This window comes from Streptomyces phyllanthi (assembly GCF_009377205.1).
GTDB lineage: Bacteria > Actinomycetota > Actinomycetes > Streptomycetales > Streptomycetaceae > Streptomyces > Streptomyces phyllanthi.
In genome coordinates this window covers 1-18,637 of record NZ_VJZE01000148.1, presented here as the reverse complement: position 1 = coordinate 18,637, position 18,637 = coordinate 1, and the positions used below count along the sequence as shown (strand labels likewise).

Annotated in this window: 19 protein-coding genes and 1 pseudogene; 15 read left to right on the top strand and 5 right to left on the bottom strand. The window is 71.0% G+C overall.

Annotated elements, in window-relative coordinates:
* A partial coding sequence (locus FNH04_RS21405; RefSeq protein ID WP_228031540.1) for a hypothetical protein occupies positions 1-1,018 on the top strand: 1,018 nt, incomplete at its 5' end.
* Between the two features lie 65 nt (positions 1,019-1,083).
* On the opposite strand, the gene FNH04_RS21400 is transcribed toward FNH04_RS21405, so the two are convergent.
* Both FNH04_RS21400 and FNH04_RS21395 read right to left on the bottom strand, forming a co-directional pair.
* On the bottom strand, positions 1,084-2,061 hold the full coding sequence (locus FNH04_RS21400) for a phosphotransferase enzyme family protein (protein ID WP_152786649.1): 978 nt from the start codon (positions 2,059-2,061) through the stop codon (positions 1,084-1,086).
* Positions 2,062-2,179: 118 nt separating this feature from the next.
* Positions 2,180-2,476 (bottom strand): GYD domain-containing protein, encoded by a 297-nt coding sequence (locus FNH04_RS21395; RefSeq protein WP_152786647.1) that lies wholly within the window; start codon positions 2,474-2,476, stop codon positions 2,180-2,182.
* Between the two features lie 670 nt (positions 2,477-3,146).
* On the opposite strand from FNH04_RS21395, the gene FNH04_RS21390 reads away from it, so the two are divergent.
* The gene (locus tag FNH04_RS21390) at positions 3,147-3,539 is read left to right on the top strand and encodes a DUF6221 family protein (RefSeq protein ID WP_152786645.1); all 393 of its coding nucleotides are present in this window, start codon (positions 3,147-3,149) and stop codon (positions 3,537-3,539) included.
* A 445-nt stretch (positions 3,540-3,984) separates the two neighbouring features.
* Here FNH04_RS21390 and FNH04_RS21385 read toward each other — a convergent pair.
* Positions 3,985-4,626: pseudogene (locus FNH04_RS21385) on the bottom strand (ThuA domain-containing protein); the annotation flags it as partial.
* Between the two features lie 134 nt (positions 4,627-4,760).
* Here FNH04_RS21385 and FNH04_RS21380 point away from each other — a divergent pair.
* Positions 4,761-5,777, top strand: coding sequence for a DUF5954 family protein (locus tag FNH04_RS21380; RefSeq protein WP_152786643.1), 1,017 nt, complete (start codon positions 4,761-4,763; stop codon positions 5,775-5,777).
* A gap of 135 nt (positions 5,778-5,912) precedes the next feature.
* Here the strand turns inward: FNH04_RS21380 and FNH04_RS21375 are convergent, their stop codons facing one another.
* Entirely contained in the window at positions 5,913-7,556 is a 1,644-nt protein-coding gene (locus tag FNH04_RS21375) for an acyl-CoA dehydrogenase family protein (RefSeq protein WP_152786641.1), read from the bottom strand.
* Between the two features lie 96 nt (positions 7,557-7,652).
* Between FNH04_RS21375 and FNH04_RS21370 the strand changes: the two genes are divergently transcribed.
* A complete protein-coding gene (locus tag FNH04_RS21370; protein ID WP_322723458.1) occupies positions 7,653-8,858 on the top strand; it encodes a YihY/virulence factor BrkB family protein in 1,206 nt (401 codons plus the stop codon).
* A gap of 37 nt (positions 8,859-8,895) precedes the next feature.
* Positions 8,896-9,579: a helix-turn-helix domain-containing protein gene (locus FNH04_RS21365; protein ID WP_322723456.1), complete on the top strand. Its 684-nt coding sequence runs from the start codon at positions 8,896-8,898 to the stop codon at positions 9,577-9,579.
* 55 nt (positions 9,580-9,634) lie between these two features.
* On the opposite strand, the gene FNH04_RS21360 is transcribed toward FNH04_RS21365, so the two are convergent.
* Positions 9,635-10,027 (bottom strand): VOC family protein, encoded by a 393-nt coding sequence (locus FNH04_RS21360; protein WP_152786639.1) that lies wholly within the window; start codon positions 10,025-10,027, stop codon positions 9,635-9,637.
* Between the two features lie 146 nt (positions 10,028-10,173).
* On the opposite strand from FNH04_RS21360, the gene FNH04_RS21355 reads away from it, so the two are divergent.
* The 10 genes from FNH04_RS21355 to FNH04_RS21315 form a co-directional block, all read left to right on the top strand.
* Positions 10,174-10,854, top strand: coding sequence for a hypothetical protein (locus FNH04_RS21355; protein ID WP_152786637.1), 681 nt, complete (start codon positions 10,174-10,176; stop codon positions 10,852-10,854).
* Between the two features lie 500 nt (positions 10,855-11,354).
* Positions 11,355-12,641 (top strand): helix-turn-helix domain-containing protein, encoded by a 1,287-nt coding sequence (locus FNH04_RS21350; RefSeq protein ID WP_152786635.1) that lies wholly within the window; start codon positions 11,355-11,357, stop codon positions 12,639-12,641.
* A gap of 178 nt (positions 12,642-12,819) precedes the next feature.
* A complete protein-coding gene (locus FNH04_RS21345) occupies positions 12,820-14,199 on the top strand; it encodes a hypothetical protein (protein ID WP_152786633.1) in 1,380 nt (459 codons plus the stop codon).
* Between the two features lie 116 nt (positions 14,200-14,315).
* Entirely contained in the window at positions 14,316-14,891 is a 576-nt protein-coding gene (locus FNH04_RS21340; RefSeq protein ID WP_152786631.1) for a GNAT family N-acetyltransferase, read from the top strand.
* 92 nt (positions 14,892-14,983) lie between these two features.
* Positions 14,984-15,067, top strand: a complete 84-nt coding sequence (locus FNH04_RS49065; protein ID WP_309486338.1) for a putative leader peptide — start codon at positions 14,984-14,986, stop codon at positions 15,065-15,067.
* 136 nt (positions 15,068-15,203) lie between these two features.
* A complete protein-coding gene (locus tag FNH04_RS21335; RefSeq protein WP_152786629.1) occupies positions 15,204-16,895 on the top strand; it encodes a nitrite/sulfite reductase in 1,692 nt (563 codons plus the stop codon).
* Positions 16,896-16,926: 31 nt separating this feature from the next.
* On the top strand, positions 16,927-17,106 hold the full coding sequence (locus tag FNH04_RS47800) for a hypothetical protein (RefSeq protein WP_152786627.1): 180 nt from the start codon (positions 16,927-16,929) through the stop codon (positions 17,104-17,106).
* On the top strand, positions 17,103-17,849 hold the full coding sequence (locus tag FNH04_RS21325; protein ID WP_152786625.1) for a phosphoadenylyl-sulfate reductase: 747 nt from the start codon (positions 17,103-17,105) through the stop codon (positions 17,847-17,849). The genes FNH04_RS47800 and FNH04_RS21325 overlap by 4 nt, the downstream gene beginning before the upstream one ends.
* 65 nt (positions 17,850-17,914) lie before the next feature.
* Positions 17,915-18,451 (top strand): adenylyl-sulfate kinase, encoded by a 537-nt coding sequence (gene cysC / locus FNH04_RS21320; RefSeq protein WP_322723454.1) that lies wholly within the window; start codon positions 17,915-17,917, stop codon positions 18,449-18,451.
* On the top strand, positions 18,448-18,637 hold a 190-nt coding region (locus FNH04_RS21315; protein ID WP_152786621.1), incomplete at its 3' end, for a phosphoadenosine phosphosulfate reductase domain-containing protein. The genes cysC and FNH04_RS21315, both read left to right, overlap by 4 nt.

Sequence of the window (18,637 nt, the reverse complement as noted above, 5' to 3'; positions counted from 1 at the left end):
GGATGCGCCCCAGCCCGCTCCCGGCCAGGGCGCATCCGAGGGGCAGGCCGAGCCCAGCGCGAGCACCCGCAGCAGTTGGCGGCGATACCTGCCGTTGGGGGACGGAAACTTCACCGCTACGGCGATCATCGCGCCGGTCGTCGTCACGGTGATCGGGCTCGGGGTAGCCGGCGGCTTCTCCTGGATCGGCGATCAACTCAAAGAGGACAAGCCGCCAATCCATGTGTCGGGTTCTCGCTCACCAAGAGTTGCCGTCTCCACCAAGCCGGGCGCCCAGCCATCCGCCACCGTGTCATCGTCCGTGCCTGCCACGCCTTCCCCGGAACCCCATACGTCGTCCTCAGCGGCGGACATCGACCAGGCTGACCAGTCCGAGGCGGAGGCGCAGGGCATCCAGTCTCTGCGCGACGCGTATCTGTGCCCGTGGGAGGCCTGGGTGGTGAACAGACCGCCCAGCGATTTCAACGAGGTCCCTGTGGTGGAGGGCGGCAGCCCGGATCCGGAGATCATCAACGATGAGACTGCGGGAGACCCCGGCACCACACATCTCCTCATTGACATCCAGCCGGTTGACAGCAGGCCGCTGCAGATCAAGGAGATCCGTATCAAGATCCTCGAACGCACACCGGCTCCCACCGCCGAGGAAGCGACGTTGGTGGGACTGCAGAACGGGCAGTGCGGCGAACCCCCCGCAACCCTCGACGCGTACGCGGACCTGGACGGCGGCGCCGACTTCGCCACCGTCACATTTGACGGCGGGGAAACACTGCCGCAGGAGATCGTCGACGGAAGGCAACTCGCCGTCAACCTCACCGTGGAGACCCGCACCTGCGACTGCCTGTGGGTCCCGGAGATCGTCTGGTCCAAGGACGGTGAGGTGAAGACGACGGAGTTCAGGATCGACGGGAAGGACTTTCGCACCATCGCGACCGACGGCCTTGAACGACGTGCCTGGCAGCAGGACCTGAACACCTTGGAGTGGTCGGAGATCGTTTTCGACGAGACGATCCTGGACTGACGCGTGGTGCCGATGCCCCACGGGCCGGTGCGGCCGGATCCGGTGGAGTGTGCCGCACCGGTCGATCACACCGCCTCAAGCGCTCTGGCCAACCGGGAGACGGCCGCCAGGTCCGGCACGCTGCGCAGGGAAGCGACGACCTGGTCGCTCGCGAACGCGCGCTGCGCGGGGGTCACGGTCGGATCGACGGCGCACTCGGCCTGTACGTGAAGGTAGTTCAGGTCCGTGGCGAAGAGCATCGAGAACGACTGCGGTCCCGCGATGACGGCGCGGCCTCCGGCACTCCGGTAGGCCCGCGCCAGTCGCAGGGCGGACTCGAGGTTCCCCTGGTCGCCGCCCGACCACACGTACACGGCACGTGCGAACTCCCGCTCCGCCGACGTGGTCCCGGCGTTGTCCCAGTCGAGGAGGACCGGCCCCTCCGGGCCGACCAGGACGTTCTGGGGCCGCAGGTCGAGATGTGACGTCACCAGATCGCCGGGGTCGGCCGGGGACACCCAGTGCGCCAGCTCCGCCGCGGAGGTGTCGATGAACCGGCCCAGTTCGGCCGCCCACGGTAGCCCGGCGTCGTGAACCCGCTGGTGCAGCTTCTCCCAGTCGGCCTCCTGCGGACACCGCTCGTACCAGGAACCGGGCTGCTCGCGGGCGCCCGCTCCCGCCTGGTGGAGGAGCGCCATGGTCCGCCCGAACCAGTCCAGGACGTCCGGATCGGACGCGTCCGCCTCGGTGCCGTCGATCCAGTCGTACAGCTTCACGTAGGACCCGCCTGAAGAACTGGCGAGTTGTGAGACGTAGGCACCGTCACGATTGGGCATGAGCCGCGGCGAGGCGATCCCCAGTTCCTCCGTGGCCTGCCGTAACGCGGCCTCCCGGCGGACTTGCTCCTCTTCGCAGCCGAAGAGGAGTTCCTTGACCGCCCAGGAGGGCCCGTCGCCGGACAACTTCCAGATCTGCCCCAACGCGCCACGGGCGACGGGCACAGCCGCCCACGGTCCGGCACCGAGACCGTAGATCTCCGCCACGAAGTCCGCTGCGTCGTGCATCCAGGTGCCTCCCCCAAGCCTGATGACCAGCACCGACTATAGGCGAACGCTCGCAGCGGCAAGGGCGGCACGGGTGGACCGCTGAGTGATCGTGCCCCGGCTGGTCGGCCGGTCGCCCTCAGCCGGCGGCCTTGCCGATGATGCGCTCCATCTCCTCCCGCCCGAAGGCCCGCAGGGTGGTGGTACGGACGTTGCCCACCCCGCCGAGCTGCAGCAGCGCCGCGGTGGCGGTCTCGTCGTCGGGTGCCTCGACGATGGCCACGAGGTCGTACGGGCCCACGGTCCAGTAGATGCTCAGCAGCTTCACCTCGAGCTTCTGGGCCGCCGAGACGAAGGCCTCGGCGCGCTTCGCGGTGTCCTTGTAGTTCCGGATCCCTTGATCGGTCCAGTTGAACAGCGAGACGTAGGTCGGCATGGTCGTCCACCTTTGTGAGGGAACACATCGCGAGGCCAATTCTGTGCAAATACACAGAAACCCGCACAAGCTGCGCACCCAAACGGTGACCCGGCCCCTCGCAGGACGCTCCAGGTCATCCGACCCCACCGTCGCCGCCTCCCAGTCTCCGGGCAGCGGGAGGTGAGAAGGTCATGGGGCCCGCCCCAGCCCTGTTGAACCCTGGCGACCTGGGACGGCACCGGAGTCACCGGGTACACGCTCCTGCCGCGCGCCCAGTTCGCCAGGAGCCCGACCGTCGTGTCGACCGACGACACCACCATGGTGACCGGCATCCTGCTCTCGCTCCACGTGTTCCACAGGGCCCAGCCCTCGTCACGGGGCTCCAGGACGAGTCGTGAGCACGCCTCCTCGTACGTCTCCTCCATGCCCTCGGGCATAGCGGCAGGCCGGAGCAGGAGCACGCCCGCCAAACGCAGCGTTGGCCGGTCCTCCTCCTCGGGCATGCAGCCGTCGCCGGGGAAGTGGGTCGATCTCACGCAAGTGATCGAGTTCAGAGAGTTCCGGTCGTGGCACGCCAGGCAGTCTCACACCGACGAAGCGCCGGAAGGAACCGGTTATCCCTGGGCCGCCCCGTCGGGCAGCCCGAAAACACGTGTCGGCGCATGAGGACATCGTCGAGGATGCCTCCATGGACGACGACCTGGTGACGTTCCTCCGCGCGCGGTTCGACGAGGAGGCCGGTCTTGCCCGGCGGTGCGGCAGAGAGTGGTCCGCGTGCGGGGACGCCGTCGACTTCGGTCAGGCGGAGTCCTCCGGGTTCGATCCCGCGATCGCTCAACACATCGCCCTGCACGACCCCGCTCGTGTGCTGCGTGAAGTCGGGGCCAGGCGCCGTGTCCTGGCCCGTCATACGCTCAGTCCTGCCTTGGGCGACCCGGAGTTGCCCTGGGAGAACCGCGATGACTGCCAGTTCGACGGTGACCTTTGGCCCTGTGACGATCTGCTCGATCTGGCCCTCCCCTACATCGGTCATGCGGATTTCCCGGAGCAGTACGCGGAACTCATGGAGCAGCACCGGTAGAACGCGCCAGACCTGGGACGAGCTCGGCTCGATTGACGACGACCAACTCTCCGTCGTCGGGCCCGGCGTCGAACTCCCGCGGTGCCCACCACTCCGGCCACGGGACTCAACCGCGGGACAGCGCCTCCGAGCGCCGTACCCACCGCTCGAAGTACCGCGCCTCCGCGTCCCCGTCCCCCTCGGCCGCCAGCCATTCCCGGGCCGCCGCAGTCATCTCCGCCTGCGCCTCAGCCATGTCAGCGGGTCGCAGTTCGGGCCAGTCCGTCAGTGCTCCCCAGATCAGCAGAAGTTCCGTACGCGCCCTGTCCCGGTCGTCGGCGGGCCACTCCCCGCCCGCACGCCCGAAGATCTCCAGGCCCGCCTCGTACGGCTGGAGGGATCCCTCCACGATGGCTCGGGCGCGATCCCGCACCAGTGAGCGGAACTCCGTCCGGCCCCGCGTGTCGGCCGCCCCGGTCGCCCAGCCGATACCGCCCAGCAGATGGGCGCGGAAGTCCGGGTCCTCGTACGCCTCCGAGGCGTGGCCCAGCGCGGTGTAGAAGACCCGGCCGGCGCCCTGCTCGCGGCACCAGATCAGCGGGTGGTCGGCGCCCATCCCGCCGCCCTCGTACGACGATTCGTCGGCGCGGGCCAGCACGTGCACCGCGCCGCGCGGGTTGGTCCGGAAGTCGTACCACTCGTCCGTGAACTCCCACACGGCGGGAAGGTGCCGGGTCGCCGGATGGTCGCGGTCCTCGATCACGGCCCTGCCCGGCTGGTGGTCCGGGTGGCGGGCGAACCGGGCGCCGAGCAACTCGCCGTAGTACGGCCAGTCGTACTCGGTGCAGGCCGCCGCGTGCACGCCCGCGAAACCGCCGCCCTCGTCGACGTACGCCCTGAGCCGTGCGCGCCCCTCATCCGTCAGCACCTCACCGCTGGTGGAGAGGAAGACGACGGCCGCGTACGGGTCCAGGGGCCCCTCCAGCGCCTTCGGGTCCTCGGTGGCGTCGACGTCGAAACCGAGGGCGCGTACGGCGGCCACGCCGGCCGGGATGGAGTCGTGCCGGTAGGCGGTGGTGCGGGTGTAGACCAGGATGCGGGCGGACATGGGACGAGCCTATTTCCCGGTCCCGCTCGCTCCCAAGGACCGAAAATTTCGTACCGCCCCGAACCGGGCCAACAACGTCGGCAGTTGAGTCGGTTCGTCCCCATCACACACCCGCGCTCCGCCACAATGCGTGCATGACCGACGACTGGCAGCAACAGATCCAGGCGCTCCACGAGGAGTTGATCGAACGCGACGACCCGGCCGCCTGGGTGCGGGAGGCCGACGCGTTGGAGGCCTCCCGCCGCTATCCCCATCTCGCGTTGCGCGGACCCGTCTTCGGGATCGCGGTGCAGGAACCGGCGAAGGGGCCGGAGTGGCGGCTGCTGAAGCCGGTGACGGACGGCATGCCGCAGGTGGCCAGGGACGGGCTGAACTCACACCTGTGGTTCAGCGCGAAGGACGACGTCGACGACCCGGCCGTACGGCGCGGAATGCTGGCTGCCGTCGACGTGCTGGAGCGCGAACGGGTGGACGAGGTGGAGGCGTGCGGGCTGCGCTACCGGGTGGTGCGCGGCGACGAGTTCGGACGGGTCGGGGACGACGGGCTGGAGCCGCCCCGGCCCACCGACCCCGAGCCGGCGAAGCGGTCATGGGACAAGCAGGCGCGCGACACCCCGTCCCCGGACATCGGCCTGGTCCTCGATCCCCGGCGCGTGGACGGCCCGGCCGCGGGTGCGATGCGACTGGGGCTGCGGGACTTCACGTACACGGGCTCCCGTTTCCCCACCGAGGTGCGCGGGGACTCCGAGCGGGCGGTCGCCACCCACCCCGATCTCGTGCTGCTGCCCACCAGCTTCGGCGTGGTCGAGCACAAGGGGCACAGCTGGCAGCCGCGCGGCGCCCTCATGGCGACGCCGCACGAGGCACGGCGCATGCTCTACATCGGGATGTCCGAGACCTGGGCCCTGCTGTACCAGTTCGACGAGGACAAGAAGGCCAGGTACGCCAAGGCCGCCGAGGAGTTCCGGGCGCTCGACCGCGCCGACGAGTTCCGCGTCGACGACTCCGTCTTCCGGATCTGCCGTGTCGAACGCATGCTCCGTATGGGCCCCGACGGCCCGGAGAGCCCGCGCCCCTCGGACGTCGACGACTACGGCCCGATGAAGCTCCACCCGACGATGCACGAGGACGGCACGATCATCCACGAGTGACGGCGAGGCCCGCCCTCAGAGGCCCGCCGTACCCGCCGTAAGAGGCCCGCCGTCAACAGCCGGTCCGCCGCCCGGCCGGGTCCCGGACGGCTTGCGTCGCCCGGACCCGGCCCGCCCGCGCGCCGACCGCCGCCTTCACCCCACCGGCCGCGCCCGCTCCACCACCGTCCCCAGACCCAGACTGTGCGGCAGCGTGCCGAACGACGCCCCCCAGTCGCCCCCGAGTCGCGAGGCGCAGAACGCGTCGGAGACCTCCGGGGGCGCGTACCGGACCAGCAGGGAACCCTGGAGCACGAGGGCGAGGCGCTCGACGACGCGGCGGGCGCGGGCCTCGATGGCATCCAGGTCGGCGAGCTCGGTCAGCAGGTTCTTGATCGCGGCGTCGAGGCGGTGGTCGGCCCCGCGGGCCCGGCCCACCTCCGTCAGTACGGCGTTCAGCGCCGCCGGCTCGCGCTGGAGGGCGCGCAGCACGTCGAGCGCCTGGACGTTCCCGGCGCCCTCCCAGATCGAGTTGAGCGGAGACTCACGCAGCAGGCGGGGCATGCCGGACTCCTCCACGTACCCGTTGCCGCCCAGGCACTCCAGGGCCTCGGCCACCGTCGGCGTGCAGCGCTTGGTCACCCAGTACTTGGCGGCCGGTACCGCGAGCCGCAGGAACGCCCGCTCCTCCTCGGAGCCGCCGGTCGCGTCGTCGTACGCCGCGGCGAGCCGCATCGCCAGCGTCGTCGCCGCCTCGGACTCCAGCGCCAGGTCCGCCAGTACGTTGCGCATCAGCGGCTTGTCGACCAGGCGGCCGCCGAACGCCTCCCGGTGCGTGCAGTGGTGCACCGCCTGTGCCACGGCCTGGCGCATCAGCGAGGCCGCGCCCAGGACGCAGTCGACCCGGGTGGCCGCCACCATCTCGATGATCGTGCGCACCCCGCGGCCCTCGTCGCCGACCCGGCGCGCCCAGGTCCCGTCGAACTCGACCTCGCCGGAGGCGTTGGACCGGTTGCCCAGCTTGTCCTTGAGCCGCTGGATGTGGAATACGTTGCGCGTGCCGTCGTCCAGCACACGCGGCACCAGGAAGCAGGTGAGCCCTCCCGGAGCCTGCGCCAGCACCAGGAACCCGTCGGACATCGGTGCCGAGCAGAACCACTTGTGCCCGGTCAGCTCGTACGTCCCGTCCTCGGCGAGCGGCCGTGCCACCGTCGTGTTGGCCCGTACGTCGCTGCCGCCCTGCTTCTCCGTCATGCCCATGCCGAAGAGGACGCCGGCCTTCCGGGAGGCGGGGCGCAGATCGCGGTCGTAGACCATCGACGTCAGCCGGGGCTCCCACTCGGCGGCCAGCTCCGGGTCGGTGCGCAGCGCGGGCACCGCCGCGTGCGTCATCGACAGCGGACAGCCGTTGCCCGCCTCGGCCTGCGTCCAGATGATGAAGGAGGCCGCACGCCGTACATGACCGCCCGGCCGCGCCCAGGCCGCCGTGAGACCCGCCGAGACACCCTTGCCGAGGAGGCGGTGCCAGGACGGATGGAACTCGACCTCGTCGATCCGGTGGCCGTAGCGGTCGTGGGTGCGCAGCTTCGGCGGGTTCTCGTTGGCCAGCGCGCCCCACTCCAGCACCTGCGCGGACGCCGCCGTGCGCCCGAGCGCGGAGAGCTCCGCACGCGCCTCGTCGAGGAGACCGGGCTCGAGATGACGGTCGACCGCTTCCGTGAGGGCCCGGTCCGCGGCGAAGACGTCGTACCCGACGAGGGGCGGGGCCTGGTTGGTCACTGCGTGGGTGCTGGCTGCCATTCCCGGCACCTACCCTTCGTACGGCGGCGCTCACCAGTATCCCGGCAGCCGGACCGGAAGGTGAGGCCGGCCTGCCGCGACGGATACCTTTAGGGCGTGCAGCCAGCCAGTAGCTCCTCCGAGTCGCCCGAGAACACCTCCGGCCGTCTCCACCGGGCGCGAGCCCTCTACCGGAACGTCTCCAAACGCAGGACCGCCTGGCTGCTGCTCAAGGACACCGTGAACTCGTGCATCGAGTACCGCATCCTGGGGCTGGCGGCGGAGGCGGCGTTCTTCACGCTGCTGTCCGTGCCGCCGCTGCTGCTCAGCATGATCGGGCTGCTCGGCTACGTCGACGACTGGACCGGCGCGAACACCATCGCCAGCCTGCAGAACAACCTCCTGGAGGCGTCCCGCACCGTCCTGTCGGACAAGGGTGTGACGCAGATCGCCCAGCCGATCCTCGACGACGTCACGAAGGGCGGTCGGCCCGACGTGATCTCCATCGGCTTCCTCTTCGCCCTGTGGTCGGGCTCCCGGGCGGTGAACGTCTTCATCGACACCATCACCGTGATGTACGGCCTCGACGGGGTGCGCGGGATCGTCAGGACCCGGCTGATGGCGTTCCTGCTGTTCATCGTGGCGCTGCTGATCGGGTCGGTCGCGCTGCCGCTGATGGTGGCCGGTCCGGACGCCGTGGTCGGCATCGTGCCGTGGTCGACGACGGTCGTGCAGGTCCTGTACTGGCCGGTCGTGATCATCCTGTCGATCGTGTTCCTGACGACGCTGTACCACGTGTCCGTGCCGGTGCGCTCCCCGTGGGTCGAGGACGTCCCGGGAGCCCTGGTCGCGCTCGGCATGTGGGTGCTCGGCAGCTTCCTGCTCCGTATCTACCTGACGAACACGGTCGAGGGCCCGACGATCTACGGCTCGCTCGCCGCCCCCGTGGCCGTGCTGCTCTGGATCGGCGTCTCGGCCTTCGCGGTACTGGTCGGCGCCGCGGTCAACGCGGCCATCGACCGGGTCTGGCCGGCCGCGGCGACGGCCGCCGCCCGTGAGGCCAACGAGCGGCTGCGGGAGGAGCAGGCCGCCGAGTACGTGGCCCGCGCCGCCGCGGCCCGCGCCGCCGACCCCGAGGACCCCGACATGCCCTCCGAGTTCCCCGAACGCTGGTCCCGCTTCCTGCCCCCCGACGACGTCACCGCCCGCCTGCGCACCCACGCCAAGAGCACCAACAACGCGAACAACGCGAACGGCACCGGCAACACGAACAGCGCGAACGGCACCGACAAGCACGGCGACGGGTCCCCTCCGGCCGAGTGAGCCCACGCCCCTACGGGCGCCGCGTAGCCTGGCACACGTGTACGAGGAGCGGGCGTCCCGGCTGGCGGGGGCGGTGGTGTGGACGAACACCCCGTCCGGCCCCGGGACGACTCGCGTACTGCCCGACGGCTGTATGGACCTGCTCTGGAACGAGGGAAGGCTGCTGGTCGCGGGGCCGGACACCCAGGCGTACGTCCCTGGGGGCGCGCCCGCGCACTGGGCGGGTATCCGGTTCTACCCGGGCACCGCGCCCACCTACCTGGGCGTGCCCGCGCACGAGCTGCGCGACCGGCGCGTCGACCTGGCGGACCTGTGGCCGGCCGCCCGGGTACGCCGCCTCACGGCACGGGTGAACGCGGCCGACGACCCGGCGCTCGGACTCGAGCGGGTGGCGCTGGAGCGGGCCGCCGACTCGGATCCCCCGGACCCGCTGCTGCGCGGGATCGTGGCCGCGCTGGACGCGGGCCGCCCGGTCGCCGCGACCGCCGACGCGCTCGGCCTCGGAGCGCGCAGGCTGCACCGCCGCTCACTGACGGCGTTCGGGTACGGCCCCAAGACCCTGGCCCGCGTGCTGCGGCTCCAGCGCGCGCTCGCCCTGGCCCGTGACGCCGTAGCCCTCGCGGAGGTGGCGGCCCGTGCGGGGTACGCCGACCAGGCGCATCTCGCACGCGACGTACGGGCGCTGGCGGGACTGCCGCTCGGCCGGCTGCTGGGGCATTAGGGCCGGCCGGCTGCCCGGGCACCGGGGCCGGACAGGCCCTGGTGCCGCTCGGCCCTCACCGGGGCAGCGGCGCGAACAGATCCACCCCGTTGCCGTCCGGGTCGAGCACGACCGCGTACCGCTGGCCCCACACGGCGTCCCAGGGCTTGAGCTCACCCTGGTGGCCGGCGGACACCAGCTCCTCGTAGACCGAGTCCACCTCGGCCGGGCTCTCGCACAGCAGGGCGATCGAGGACCGGCCACCGGTCCCCGGCCGCCACTCGGGGTGGAAGGACCGGACGGTCTCCTCGGTGTCGAGCATCAGCCGCAGCCCGCCCGGAAGCCCGGCCTCGGCGTGCGGCCGGGTCCCGGCCCCCTCGGGGAAGTCGAAGCCGAGACGACGGTAGAAGGCGACAGAAGCGGCCATGTCGGAGGTGACCAGGCCGATGGCGTCGAATCGTGGAGTCATGCGGCCACCGTAGGAAGGGGGCCGGTGGACGGTCTTGAAGGAATCGGACACCGGCGCCTCATGGCGCAGGAGCGCACCCACCACGCAGCCCTACGCAAAACACTCTGAGCACCACCTGTGGAACACCTGTGCGGCAGTATGGATTCATGTTCCGTGCCCAGCGCGTCCTGCTTCCCCTCGCGCTCCTGCCCCTGCTGCTCACGGCCTGCGGCAACGAGAAGGTCGTGGTGGGCGCGAGCCAGCCCGTGCGGCCCGTCCCGGACCGGGCCGAGCTGCGGGCCCGCGCGGAGGCACTGGGACTCGCCCCGGAACTCGTCTACGTCACCGAGCCCTCCGGGTTCACGCTCGCCCGGCAGTCGGTCGGGGTGTACGGCGGCGACGGCTTCTCCAGCACGTACTGGTCCGAGAAGAGCGGCGCCCGGTTCCTCCTCTCCGTGGACCGGGGCACGATGACGGCCACGAATTGCCCTAAGCAACCGGTCGGCCAGGTCACGGGCGAGCCGGTCACCTGCGAGCGCGACGGCGACGCCTGGTACCGCGCCTCCGGCGGACTGCACGAGTACGCCGTCCCGGAGAAGGGCCACGTGGTCCGGGTCAGCGGCGACACGGCCGAGGTCGGCCGGGACGTCCTGCGCGCCGCCGCCGAGGCCGCCCGCCGCCCGACCGACTCCGAACTGGCCTTCCTCCTGCCGAAACCGCACCACGGCGGACCGGGCGGTCCGGGCGGTTCAGGCGGTCCGGGCGGTGTGGTGGGCCCGGTGGAACGCGGCGATCTTCCGCCCGTGGGGGACGGGGCGCCGAACAACGAGGTGGGGACGACGGGCTGAGGCCGGAGTACGCCCGTCTCCGACGTCGGCCCACCCGTCCGGGCCGTACGCGACGTCCGGCCCTGCGTCGCAGCAGCCGCCCATCCCTGCCGTACGGCTCGGCTGATCCCCTTGACAGCCTTGTGCCGCGGGCGATTTCAGGATGGGCGGCGCCCCGCGCGGGAGTGGTGCTGCGCCGACACGGCACCACCCCCGCTCTCTCGGCCCCTGGTGCTGTGACCGGAAAGGTTCACCGGCTCGCGCAAACCTTTCCGGCCACAGCACCGGCTGGAGCGTGGCCGCCCCAGCGGGCGGCGCTGAACAAGTTTCAGGCACCGCACGGCTGTTCGCCAGGGTTGCAGGGGGTTGCAACTCGTCAGCTCTCTGTGGCCGGAGTGTGTCCCTCCGTGGCCGTTCGGCGGCACACTATGAGACTTGGAGTCAACGCACGCGCGGACGTCCGCGGCCGAAGGCGCGGGAGCGGGCAGGTCCGCCGGGAGGATCGAGTGGCGCATTCGCCGATGGATGTCACGCGGCTCGCCGCCCAGGACGCGAGGCGGACGGCACGAGCGCTCGGCGAGGCGCGCGGCGCCGTGCTCGCCGGAGGACAGCCGAAAGTCGCGCCGCGGCCGGTGATCAGGGAGTCCTGGGACCGCGCGCTGCGCGGCGGGGTCGACCCTGACCACGACTTCCGGGCCGATCTGCTCAGCCGCGAGGAGGTCGAGCAGCGCCGGCAGACCTCACGGCTGCGGCATGTGCTGCCCGTCCTGCACGAGGGGCTGCTGCAGTTCGCGGACTCCGCGCAGCACATCGTGGTGGTCACGGACGCGGAGGCCCGGGTGCTGTGGCGGGAGGGCAGCGCGACCGGGCTGCGCCGGGCGGACGGGCAGGGCCTCGGTATCGGCGGGGACTTCAGCGAGGAGGTGGTCGGCACGAACGGGATCGGCACCCCGCTGGTGGCCCGCCGTCCCGTGCAGGTCGTCTCCGCGGAGCACCTCGTCCGCACCCTGGACGGCTGGGTGTGCACCGGCGCGCCCATCACCGATCCCCGCGACGGGCAGGTGATCGGCGCGGTGGACGTCAGCGGCCCACTGGAGGCGCACCACCCCGCCACGCTCGCCCTCGTCGGCTCGGTCGCCAAGCTCGCCGAGGCCCGGCTGCGCGATCTGCATCTGACCTCGCTGGAGCGGCTGCGGGCGATCGCGGCCCCGGTGCTGGCCCGGATCGGCGGGCGGGCGGTGGCGGTGGACGCGGACGGCTGGACGGCCGCGGTGACCGGGATGCCGTACACCAACCGGCTCGCCCTGCCGAGGTCCCTCTCCCCCGGCCGGAACAGGCTGCCGCACCTGGGCCCGTGCCAGGTGGAGCCGCTGCCCGGCGGCTGGCTGATACGCCCCAGCGCCGAGCCGGGAGCCGCCGACGACTCGACCCGCGTCGTCCTGGACCTGGCGCACGCGCGCCGCAGCACGGTGACCGCGTCGGGCGGCGCGAGCTCCTGGACCCAGGAACTCAGTCCCCGCCACGCCGAGTTGCTGTACCTCCTGGCGCTCCACCCCGCCGGGCGCACCGCCGCGGCCCTCGCCGACGACATGTTCGGCGACCCGGCCCGTACGGTCACGGTCCGCGCGGAGATGTCCCGGTTGCGGCGCTATATGGGGGCGTTCCTCGAGCACCGGCCGTACCGTTTCACGGAGGGCACCGAGGTCGAGGTCCTGCTGCCGGTGGACCCGCTGGACCTGCTGCCGCACTCGACGGCCCCGGCGGTGGTCCGGGCGCGGTCCGGGCCGGGGTCCTCACCCCGGGGCTGATCGATGCGTGCCCCGGGACGACGGCCGGCAGCCGCGGAGTGAGGGATATCCCTGCATTTATGCAGGACTTCGACCGGAGCCGGGTCCCCCTGAAGTAGCATCCTTTCCAGGCCACCCCACCTGCTTCTCCGTCAACGGTCTGATCACGGGAGGCAGTTGGCCCAACCTGGGAGGTTGCATGGGGCACCGCGGCAGACACCGTCGACGCAGGAGAGGCCGTGCGCTGCGCGCCGGGCTGGCCGGAACCGCGCTGGCGCTGACCGCTGCGGCCACGATGATCAGCGCCTCGCAGGCCGTGGGCGGCGACAACCCGGGCCCGCTGAAGCCGCTCACCTCGGCGAGCGAGCTGGGCAGGCTCCAGCTGCACGAGAACCTGGTCAGTGAGAAGTCGCTGGACACCCTGACCGACCAGATGGGCGGGAACGTCAGCGTGGACGGCGTCCTGCGGAGCGCCAACCACTCGATGCGGAACGAGGCCGCCTGCTCCGGCACCGAGCGCGAGGCTCTGCCCGTCGAGCCGGCCGCCTCCCGCGCGTACTGCTGGGACACCCGCGACGCCACGACCGGGAAATGGCTCCCCCGGTCCGTCGCCACCTCCGACGACGATGCCGACGGCCTGTGGGGCGACGACCGTGTCGTCCTCTCCGGCTGGACCCACAACGACGACAGGGCCGGCGAGCCGGAGGCGGACAAGGGGCTCGCCCGGGTCGCCTTCATCGACGCGAACGACCCCGACGACCTCAAGTACCGCTGGGTCCTTCTCGTCGCCCCGCTCCCCGGCGGCCATGACTTCGGCGCCGTGCGCTCCGACATCGGCGGCATGGTCTGGTACCAGGACAAGCTGATCGTCACCGCGAAGAACGGCGCGGACCACGACAACGCCCTCTTCGTCTTCGACATGCACCACATCCTCCAGACCGATGTGAAGAGCGGCGCGATCGGCAGGGTACGGGACGGCTGGTCGGCTCACGGCTACGAGTACGTGCTGCCCGCGGTCGGCTCGTACAACCTGACGGGCGGTGCCTGTACCGCCTCCGACGACAGCGCGGTCCCCTGTTTCGGCTCCATCTCGCTGGACCGGACCTCGACGCCCAACAGCCTGGTCGCGGGCGAGTGGTCGGCCCCCGGCGACACCGGGCCGGCCCGCCTCTGGCGCTACCACTTCAGTACCGCCCTCGACCGGACGGGCCTGCTGGGCGCGACCTCCGGCGGCATCGTCGACGCGGACGAGGCGTACGAGACCGAGGCGTCCGGCCTGCGGGGTGTGATCTCCCACAAGCCGAACGGGGCGAGCGAGGCCGACTGGTACGTCGACCAGGCCCCCGGCGACCGGGACAAGCACGGCACGCTGTGGCGGCAGAACGAGGGGGGCGCCGACGCGGCCCGGTGCACCGCCGACCGGACGAACGCCTGCTGGGGCCGGCACACCGAGTCCATGTCGTACGCGAAACAGACCGGCGAGCTGTGGACGCTCACCCAGCGGACGGCGAACCAGACCGCACCCGGGCGGGTGCTGTACACGGTGCCGCTGTCGGCGGTCGCCAACTCCATGGACTAGCCAACTCCATGGACTAGCCGACTCCAGGGACCGGATGCCGTCCGAGGGGCGGCCGAGCGGGCCGGGGCCCGCCCCGGCCTTGGCGCCCGTTCCGGCCTCGTGATTCCCTGGCTCCCATGTCCACCGTCACCGTCACCACCTGGTCCCTGGAGCAGACGTCCCCGGCCGACCTGGTGCCCGCGCAGGCCCCCGAGGGCGATGTCCGGATCGTCCGTTCCGAGGTCCCCTCCCCCGAGTTCAGCCGCTTCCTGTACGCCTCCGTCGGCGGTGACATCCTCTGGATCGACCGGCTGTCGTGGTCGTACGCGCGCTGGCAGGAGTACCTGGACCGGCCCGGAGTCGAGACCTGGGTGGCGTACGACCGCGGCACGCCCGCGGGATACGTGGAGTTCGACCCGCGGGACGACGGCGTCGTGGAGATCGCGTACTTCGGGCTCCTCCCGGCGTTCCGGGGGCGGCGCATCGGCGGGCATCTGCTCTCGTACGGGACGGCGCGGGCCTGGGACCTGGCCGAGCGTTGGCCCGGGCTGCCTCCGACCAAGCGGGTGTGGCTGCACACCTGCACCAAGGACGGCGAGCACGCGATGGCGAACTACCACCGGCGGGGCTTCAGGCTGTTCGACACCAAGGTCGAGGAGGAGCCGGACGCACCGGCGCCGGGGCCCTGGCCCGGGGCTCGGTCCTCGTCATGACGCACATCACAGCGTCTCGCCATTCGAGACATCCATGTCCACGATATGGATGAAGGTGGACTGAGTCTAAAGAGGCATGACACGCTTCCGTCATGTCTGGAACTGGAATTGCCTTGGTGAGTCGGCGGCACGTCGACCTCGGCCGCATGTCCAGCGCCATCTGTCCGGCGAGCTGAAACAGCCCAGCATCGCCGCACCCTCCCCTCCCGCCTCACCTGCGCAACGACGCGCACGTATGGCACATATGCCGCAAGGCGCCCATACGCGCAGGTCAGAGCCGCATTCCCACCTGTCCCGAAGGACGTAACAACCATGGCCGCCACCCCGCAACGCCCTGCCACGCCCCGCCGCAAGGTGAGCCGTCACCGTGGCGAGGGGCAGTGGGCCGTGGGCCACTTCACCCCGCTCAACGGCAACGAGCAGTTCAAGAAGGACGATGACGGTCTCAATGTGCGGACACGCATTGAGACGATCTACTCCAAGCGCGGTTTCGACTCGATCGACCCCAACGATCTGCGCGGCCGTATGCGCTGGTGGGGGCTGTACACCCAGCGCAAGCCCGGTATCGACGGCGGCAAGACCGCGATCCTGGAGCCCGAGGAGCTGGACGACGAGTACTTCATGCTGCGCGTCCGTATCGACGGCGGCCGGCTGACCACCCGCCAGCTGCGTGTCATCGGGGAGATCTCTCAGGAGTTCGCGCGCGGCACCGCCGACATCACCGACCGGCAGAACGTCCAGTACCACTGGATCCGTATCGAGGACGTCCCCGAGATCTGGGACCGCCTCGAGGCCGTCGGTCTGTCCACCACCGAGGCCTGCGGTGACACGCCCCGCGTCATCCTCGGTTCGCCCGTCGCCGGTATCGCCGCGGACGAGATCATCGACGGCACCCCGGCCATCGAGGAGATCCACCGCCGGATCATCGGCGACAAGGCCTTCTCGAACCTGCCCCGCAAGTTCAAGTCCGCCGTCTCCGGTTCGCCGCTCCTCGACGTGGCGCACGAGATCAACGACGTCGCGTTCGTCGGTGTGAACCACCCCGAGCACGGCCCCGGCTTCGACCTGTGGGTCGGCGGCGGTCTGTCCACCAACCCCAAGATCGGGGTACGGCTCGGCGCCTGGGTGCCGCTGGACGAGGTCCCGGACGTCTACGAGGGCGTCATCTCGATCTTCCGCGACTACGGCTACCGGCGGCTGCGCACCCGTGCCCGTCTGAAGTTCCTCGTCGCCGACTGGGGCACGGAGAAGTTCCGCCAGGTACTGGAGGACGAGTACCTGAAGCGCAAGCTGGTCGACGGCCCGGCGCCCGCCCAGCCGGTCGAGCGCTGGCGCGACCACGTCGGTGTGCACCGGCAGAACGACGGCCGCTACTACGTGGGCTTCGCCCCGCGCGTGGGCCGTGTGGACGGCACCACCCTGACGAAGATCGCCGAGCTGGCCGAGGCGCACGGCTCCGGGCGCGTCCGGACGACCGTCGAGCAGAAGATGATCGTGCTCGATGTCGAGGAGGCACAGGTCGAGTCGCTGGTCGAGGCGCTGGAGGCCCTGGACCTCACGACCAGGCCGTCCCCGTTCCGGCGCGGCACCATGGCCTGCACCGGTATCGAGTACTGCAAGCTGGCCATCGTCGAGACCAAGGCGCGCGGCTCCTCGCTGATCGACGAGCTGGAGCGCCGTATCCCGGACTTCGACGAGCCGATCACCATCAACATCAACGGCTGTCCCAACGCCTGCGCCCGTATCCAGGTCGCGGACATCGGTCTCAAGGGCCAGCTCGTCCTGAACGACCAGGGCGAGCAGGTCGAGGGCTTCCAGGTGCACCTGGGCGGCGCGCTCGGCCTGGAGGCCGGGTTCGGCCGCAAGGTCCGCGGGCTGAAGGTCACCTCCGACGAGCTGCCCGACTACGTCGAGCGCGTCCTCAAGCGGTTCCAGGAGGAGCGCGAGGACGGCGAGCGGTTCGCGACGTGGGCCGCGCGCGCCAGCGAGGAGGCACTGTCGTGAGCGTCAGCGAACGACAGCGGAAGGAGGGGCCATGAGCGAGCGGGCCGCCCCCTTCTACTGCCCCTACTGCGGTGACGAAGACCTGCGCCCGAACGAAGAGGGCCACGGTGCGTGGGAATGCGGAGCGTGCAACCGAGCCTTCCAGTTGAAGTTCCTCGGGCTGCTGGCCCGGGGAGTTCAGCGAGCCGACAGTGGAGGGGATCACATATGACGACCGCTCAGGCGGACTCCGACACAGCACCGAACGACGCGGCCGACCCGGAGGCGGCGAAGCGAGCCGAGCTCAAGGCGCTCGCCGAGCAGGCCGGCCGCGATCTGGAGGACGCGTCCGCGCTGGAGATCCTCCAGTGGGCCGTGGACACCTTCGGCAAGCGTTTCTGTGTGACCTCCTCCATGGAGGACGCGGTGGTCGCGCACCTCGCGTCCCGTGCGAGGCCCGGAGTGGACGTCGTGTTCCTCGACACCGGCTACCACTTCCCGGAGACCATCGGCACCCGTGACGCGGTCGAGGCCGTGATGGACGTCAACGTCATCACGCTCACCCCGCGTCAGACGGTGGCCGAGCAGGACGCCGAGTACGGGCCGAAGCTGCACGACCGCGATCCCGACCTGTGCTGCTTCCTGCGGAAGGTCAAGCCGCTGCAGGAGGGCCTGACCCGGTACGACGCGTGGGCGACCGGTCTGCGCCGCGACGAGTCCGAGACCCGGGCGAACACCCCGGTCGTCGGCTGGGACGAGAAGCGCGGCAAGGTCAAGATCTCGCCGATCGCGCGCTGGACGCAGGACGACGTGGACGCGTACGTCACCGAGCACGGAGTGCTCACCAACCCGCTGCTGATGGACGGTTACACCTCCGTGGGCTGCGCCCCCTGCACCCGCCGTGTCGTCGAGGGCGAGGACGCGCGCGCCGGCCGCTGGGCCGGCAGCGCCAAGACCGAGTGCGGGCTGCACTGATGACTCCGCCCCTGACGAACCGAACAACGCCCACCGAGACATCTCTGACCCCCCGGGAGAACCACGTGACGACCGGAGCCACCGTCTGGCTCACGGGTCTGCCGAGCGCCGGCAAGACCACCATCGCGTACGAGCTGGCGCGTCTGCTGCGTGAGGACGGCCAACTCGTCGAGGTGCTCGACGGCGACGAGATCCGTGAGTTCCTCACCGCCGACCTCGGCTTCAGCCGCACGGACCGCTACACCAACGTGCAGCGCATCGGCTTCCTCGCCGATCTGCTGGCCCGCAACGGCGTCAAGGCGCTCGTGCCGGTCATCGCGCCGTACGCCGACAGCCGCGAGGCGGTCCGCAAGCGCCACCAGGCCAGCGGGGCCGCGTACATCGAGGTCCACGTGGCCACTCCGGTCGAGGTCTGCTCCGTACGGGATGTGAAGGGGCTGTACGCCAAGCAGGCCGCGGGCGAGATCTCCGGGCTCACCGGTGTCGACGACCCCTACGAGGTGCCCGAGACGCCCGATCTGCGGATCGAGTCGCAGGACCAGACCGTGCAGGAGTCGGCCGCCACGCTTCACAAGCTGCTCGTCGAAAGGGGTCTGGCATGACGACCGTCGCCAAGGTCGCCGAGGAGACGCAGAGCCCGTACGCCCTGTCGCATCTGGATGCGCTGGAGTCGGAGGCGGTGCACATCTTCCGCGAGGTGGCGGGCGAGTTCGAACGGCCGGTGATCCTCTTCTCCGGCGGCAAGGACTCCATCGTCATGCTCCACCTGGCGCTGAAGGCCTTCGCCC

What these genes read in the sequence shown, in the direction of transcription:
- FNH04_RS21400 (WP_152786649.1), bottom strand. Translation starts at nt 2,061, where the DNA reads ATGCACGACGCAGCGGACTTCGTGGCGGAGATCTACGGTCTCGGTGCC.
- FNH04_RS21395 (WP_152786647.1), bottom strand. Translation starts at nt 2,476, where the DNA reads ATGCCGACCTACGTCTCGCTGTTCAACTGGACCGATCAAGGGATCCGG.
- FNH04_RS21390 (WP_152786645.1), top strand. Translation starts at nt 3,147, where the DNA reads ATGGACGACGACCTGGTGACGTTCCTCCGCGCGCGGTTCGACGAGGAG.
- FNH04_RS21380 (WP_152786643.1), top strand. Translation starts at nt 4,761, where the DNA reads ATGACCGACGACTGGCAGCAACAGATCCAGGCGCTCCACGAGGAGTTG.
- FNH04_RS21375 (WP_152786641.1), bottom strand. Translation starts at nt 7,556, where the DNA reads ATGGCAGCCAGCACCCACGCAGTGACCAACCAGGCCCCGCCCCTCGTC.
- FNH04_RS21360 (WP_152786639.1), bottom strand. Translation starts at nt 10,027, where the DNA reads ATGACTCCACGATTCGACGCCATCGGCCTGGTCACCTCCGACATGGCC.
- FNH04_RS21355 (WP_152786637.1), top strand. Translation starts at nt 10,174, where the DNA reads ATGTTCCGTGCCCAGCGCGTCCTGCTTCCCCTCGCGCTCCTGCCCCTG.
- FNH04_RS21350 (WP_152786635.1), top strand. Translation starts at nt 11,355, where the DNA reads ATGGATGTCACGCGGCTCGCCGCCCAGGACGCGAGGCGGACGGCACGA.
- FNH04_RS21345 (WP_152786633.1), top strand. Translation starts at nt 12,820, where the DNA reads ATGGGGCACCGCGGCAGACACCGTCGACGCAGGAGAGGCCGTGCGCTG.
- FNH04_RS21340 (WP_152786631.1), top strand. Translation starts at nt 14,316, where the DNA reads ATGTCCACCGTCACCGTCACCACCTGGTCCCTGGAGCAGACGTCCCCG.
- FNH04_RS49065 (WP_309486338.1), top strand. Translation starts at nt 14,984, where the DNA reads ATGTCTGGAACTGGAATTGCCTTGGTGAGTCGGCGGCACGTCGACCTC.
- FNH04_RS21335 (WP_152786629.1), top strand. Translation starts at nt 15,204, where the DNA reads ATGGCCGCCACCCCGCAACGCCCTGCCACGCCCCGCCGCAAGGTGAGC.
- FNH04_RS47800 (WP_152786627.1), top strand. Translation starts at nt 16,927, where the DNA reads ATGAGCGAGCGGGCCGCCCCCTTCTACTGCCCCTACTGCGGTGACGAA.
- FNH04_RS21325 (WP_152786625.1), top strand. Translation starts at nt 17,103, where the DNA reads ATGACGACCGCTCAGGCGGACTCCGACACAGCACCGAACGACGCGGCC.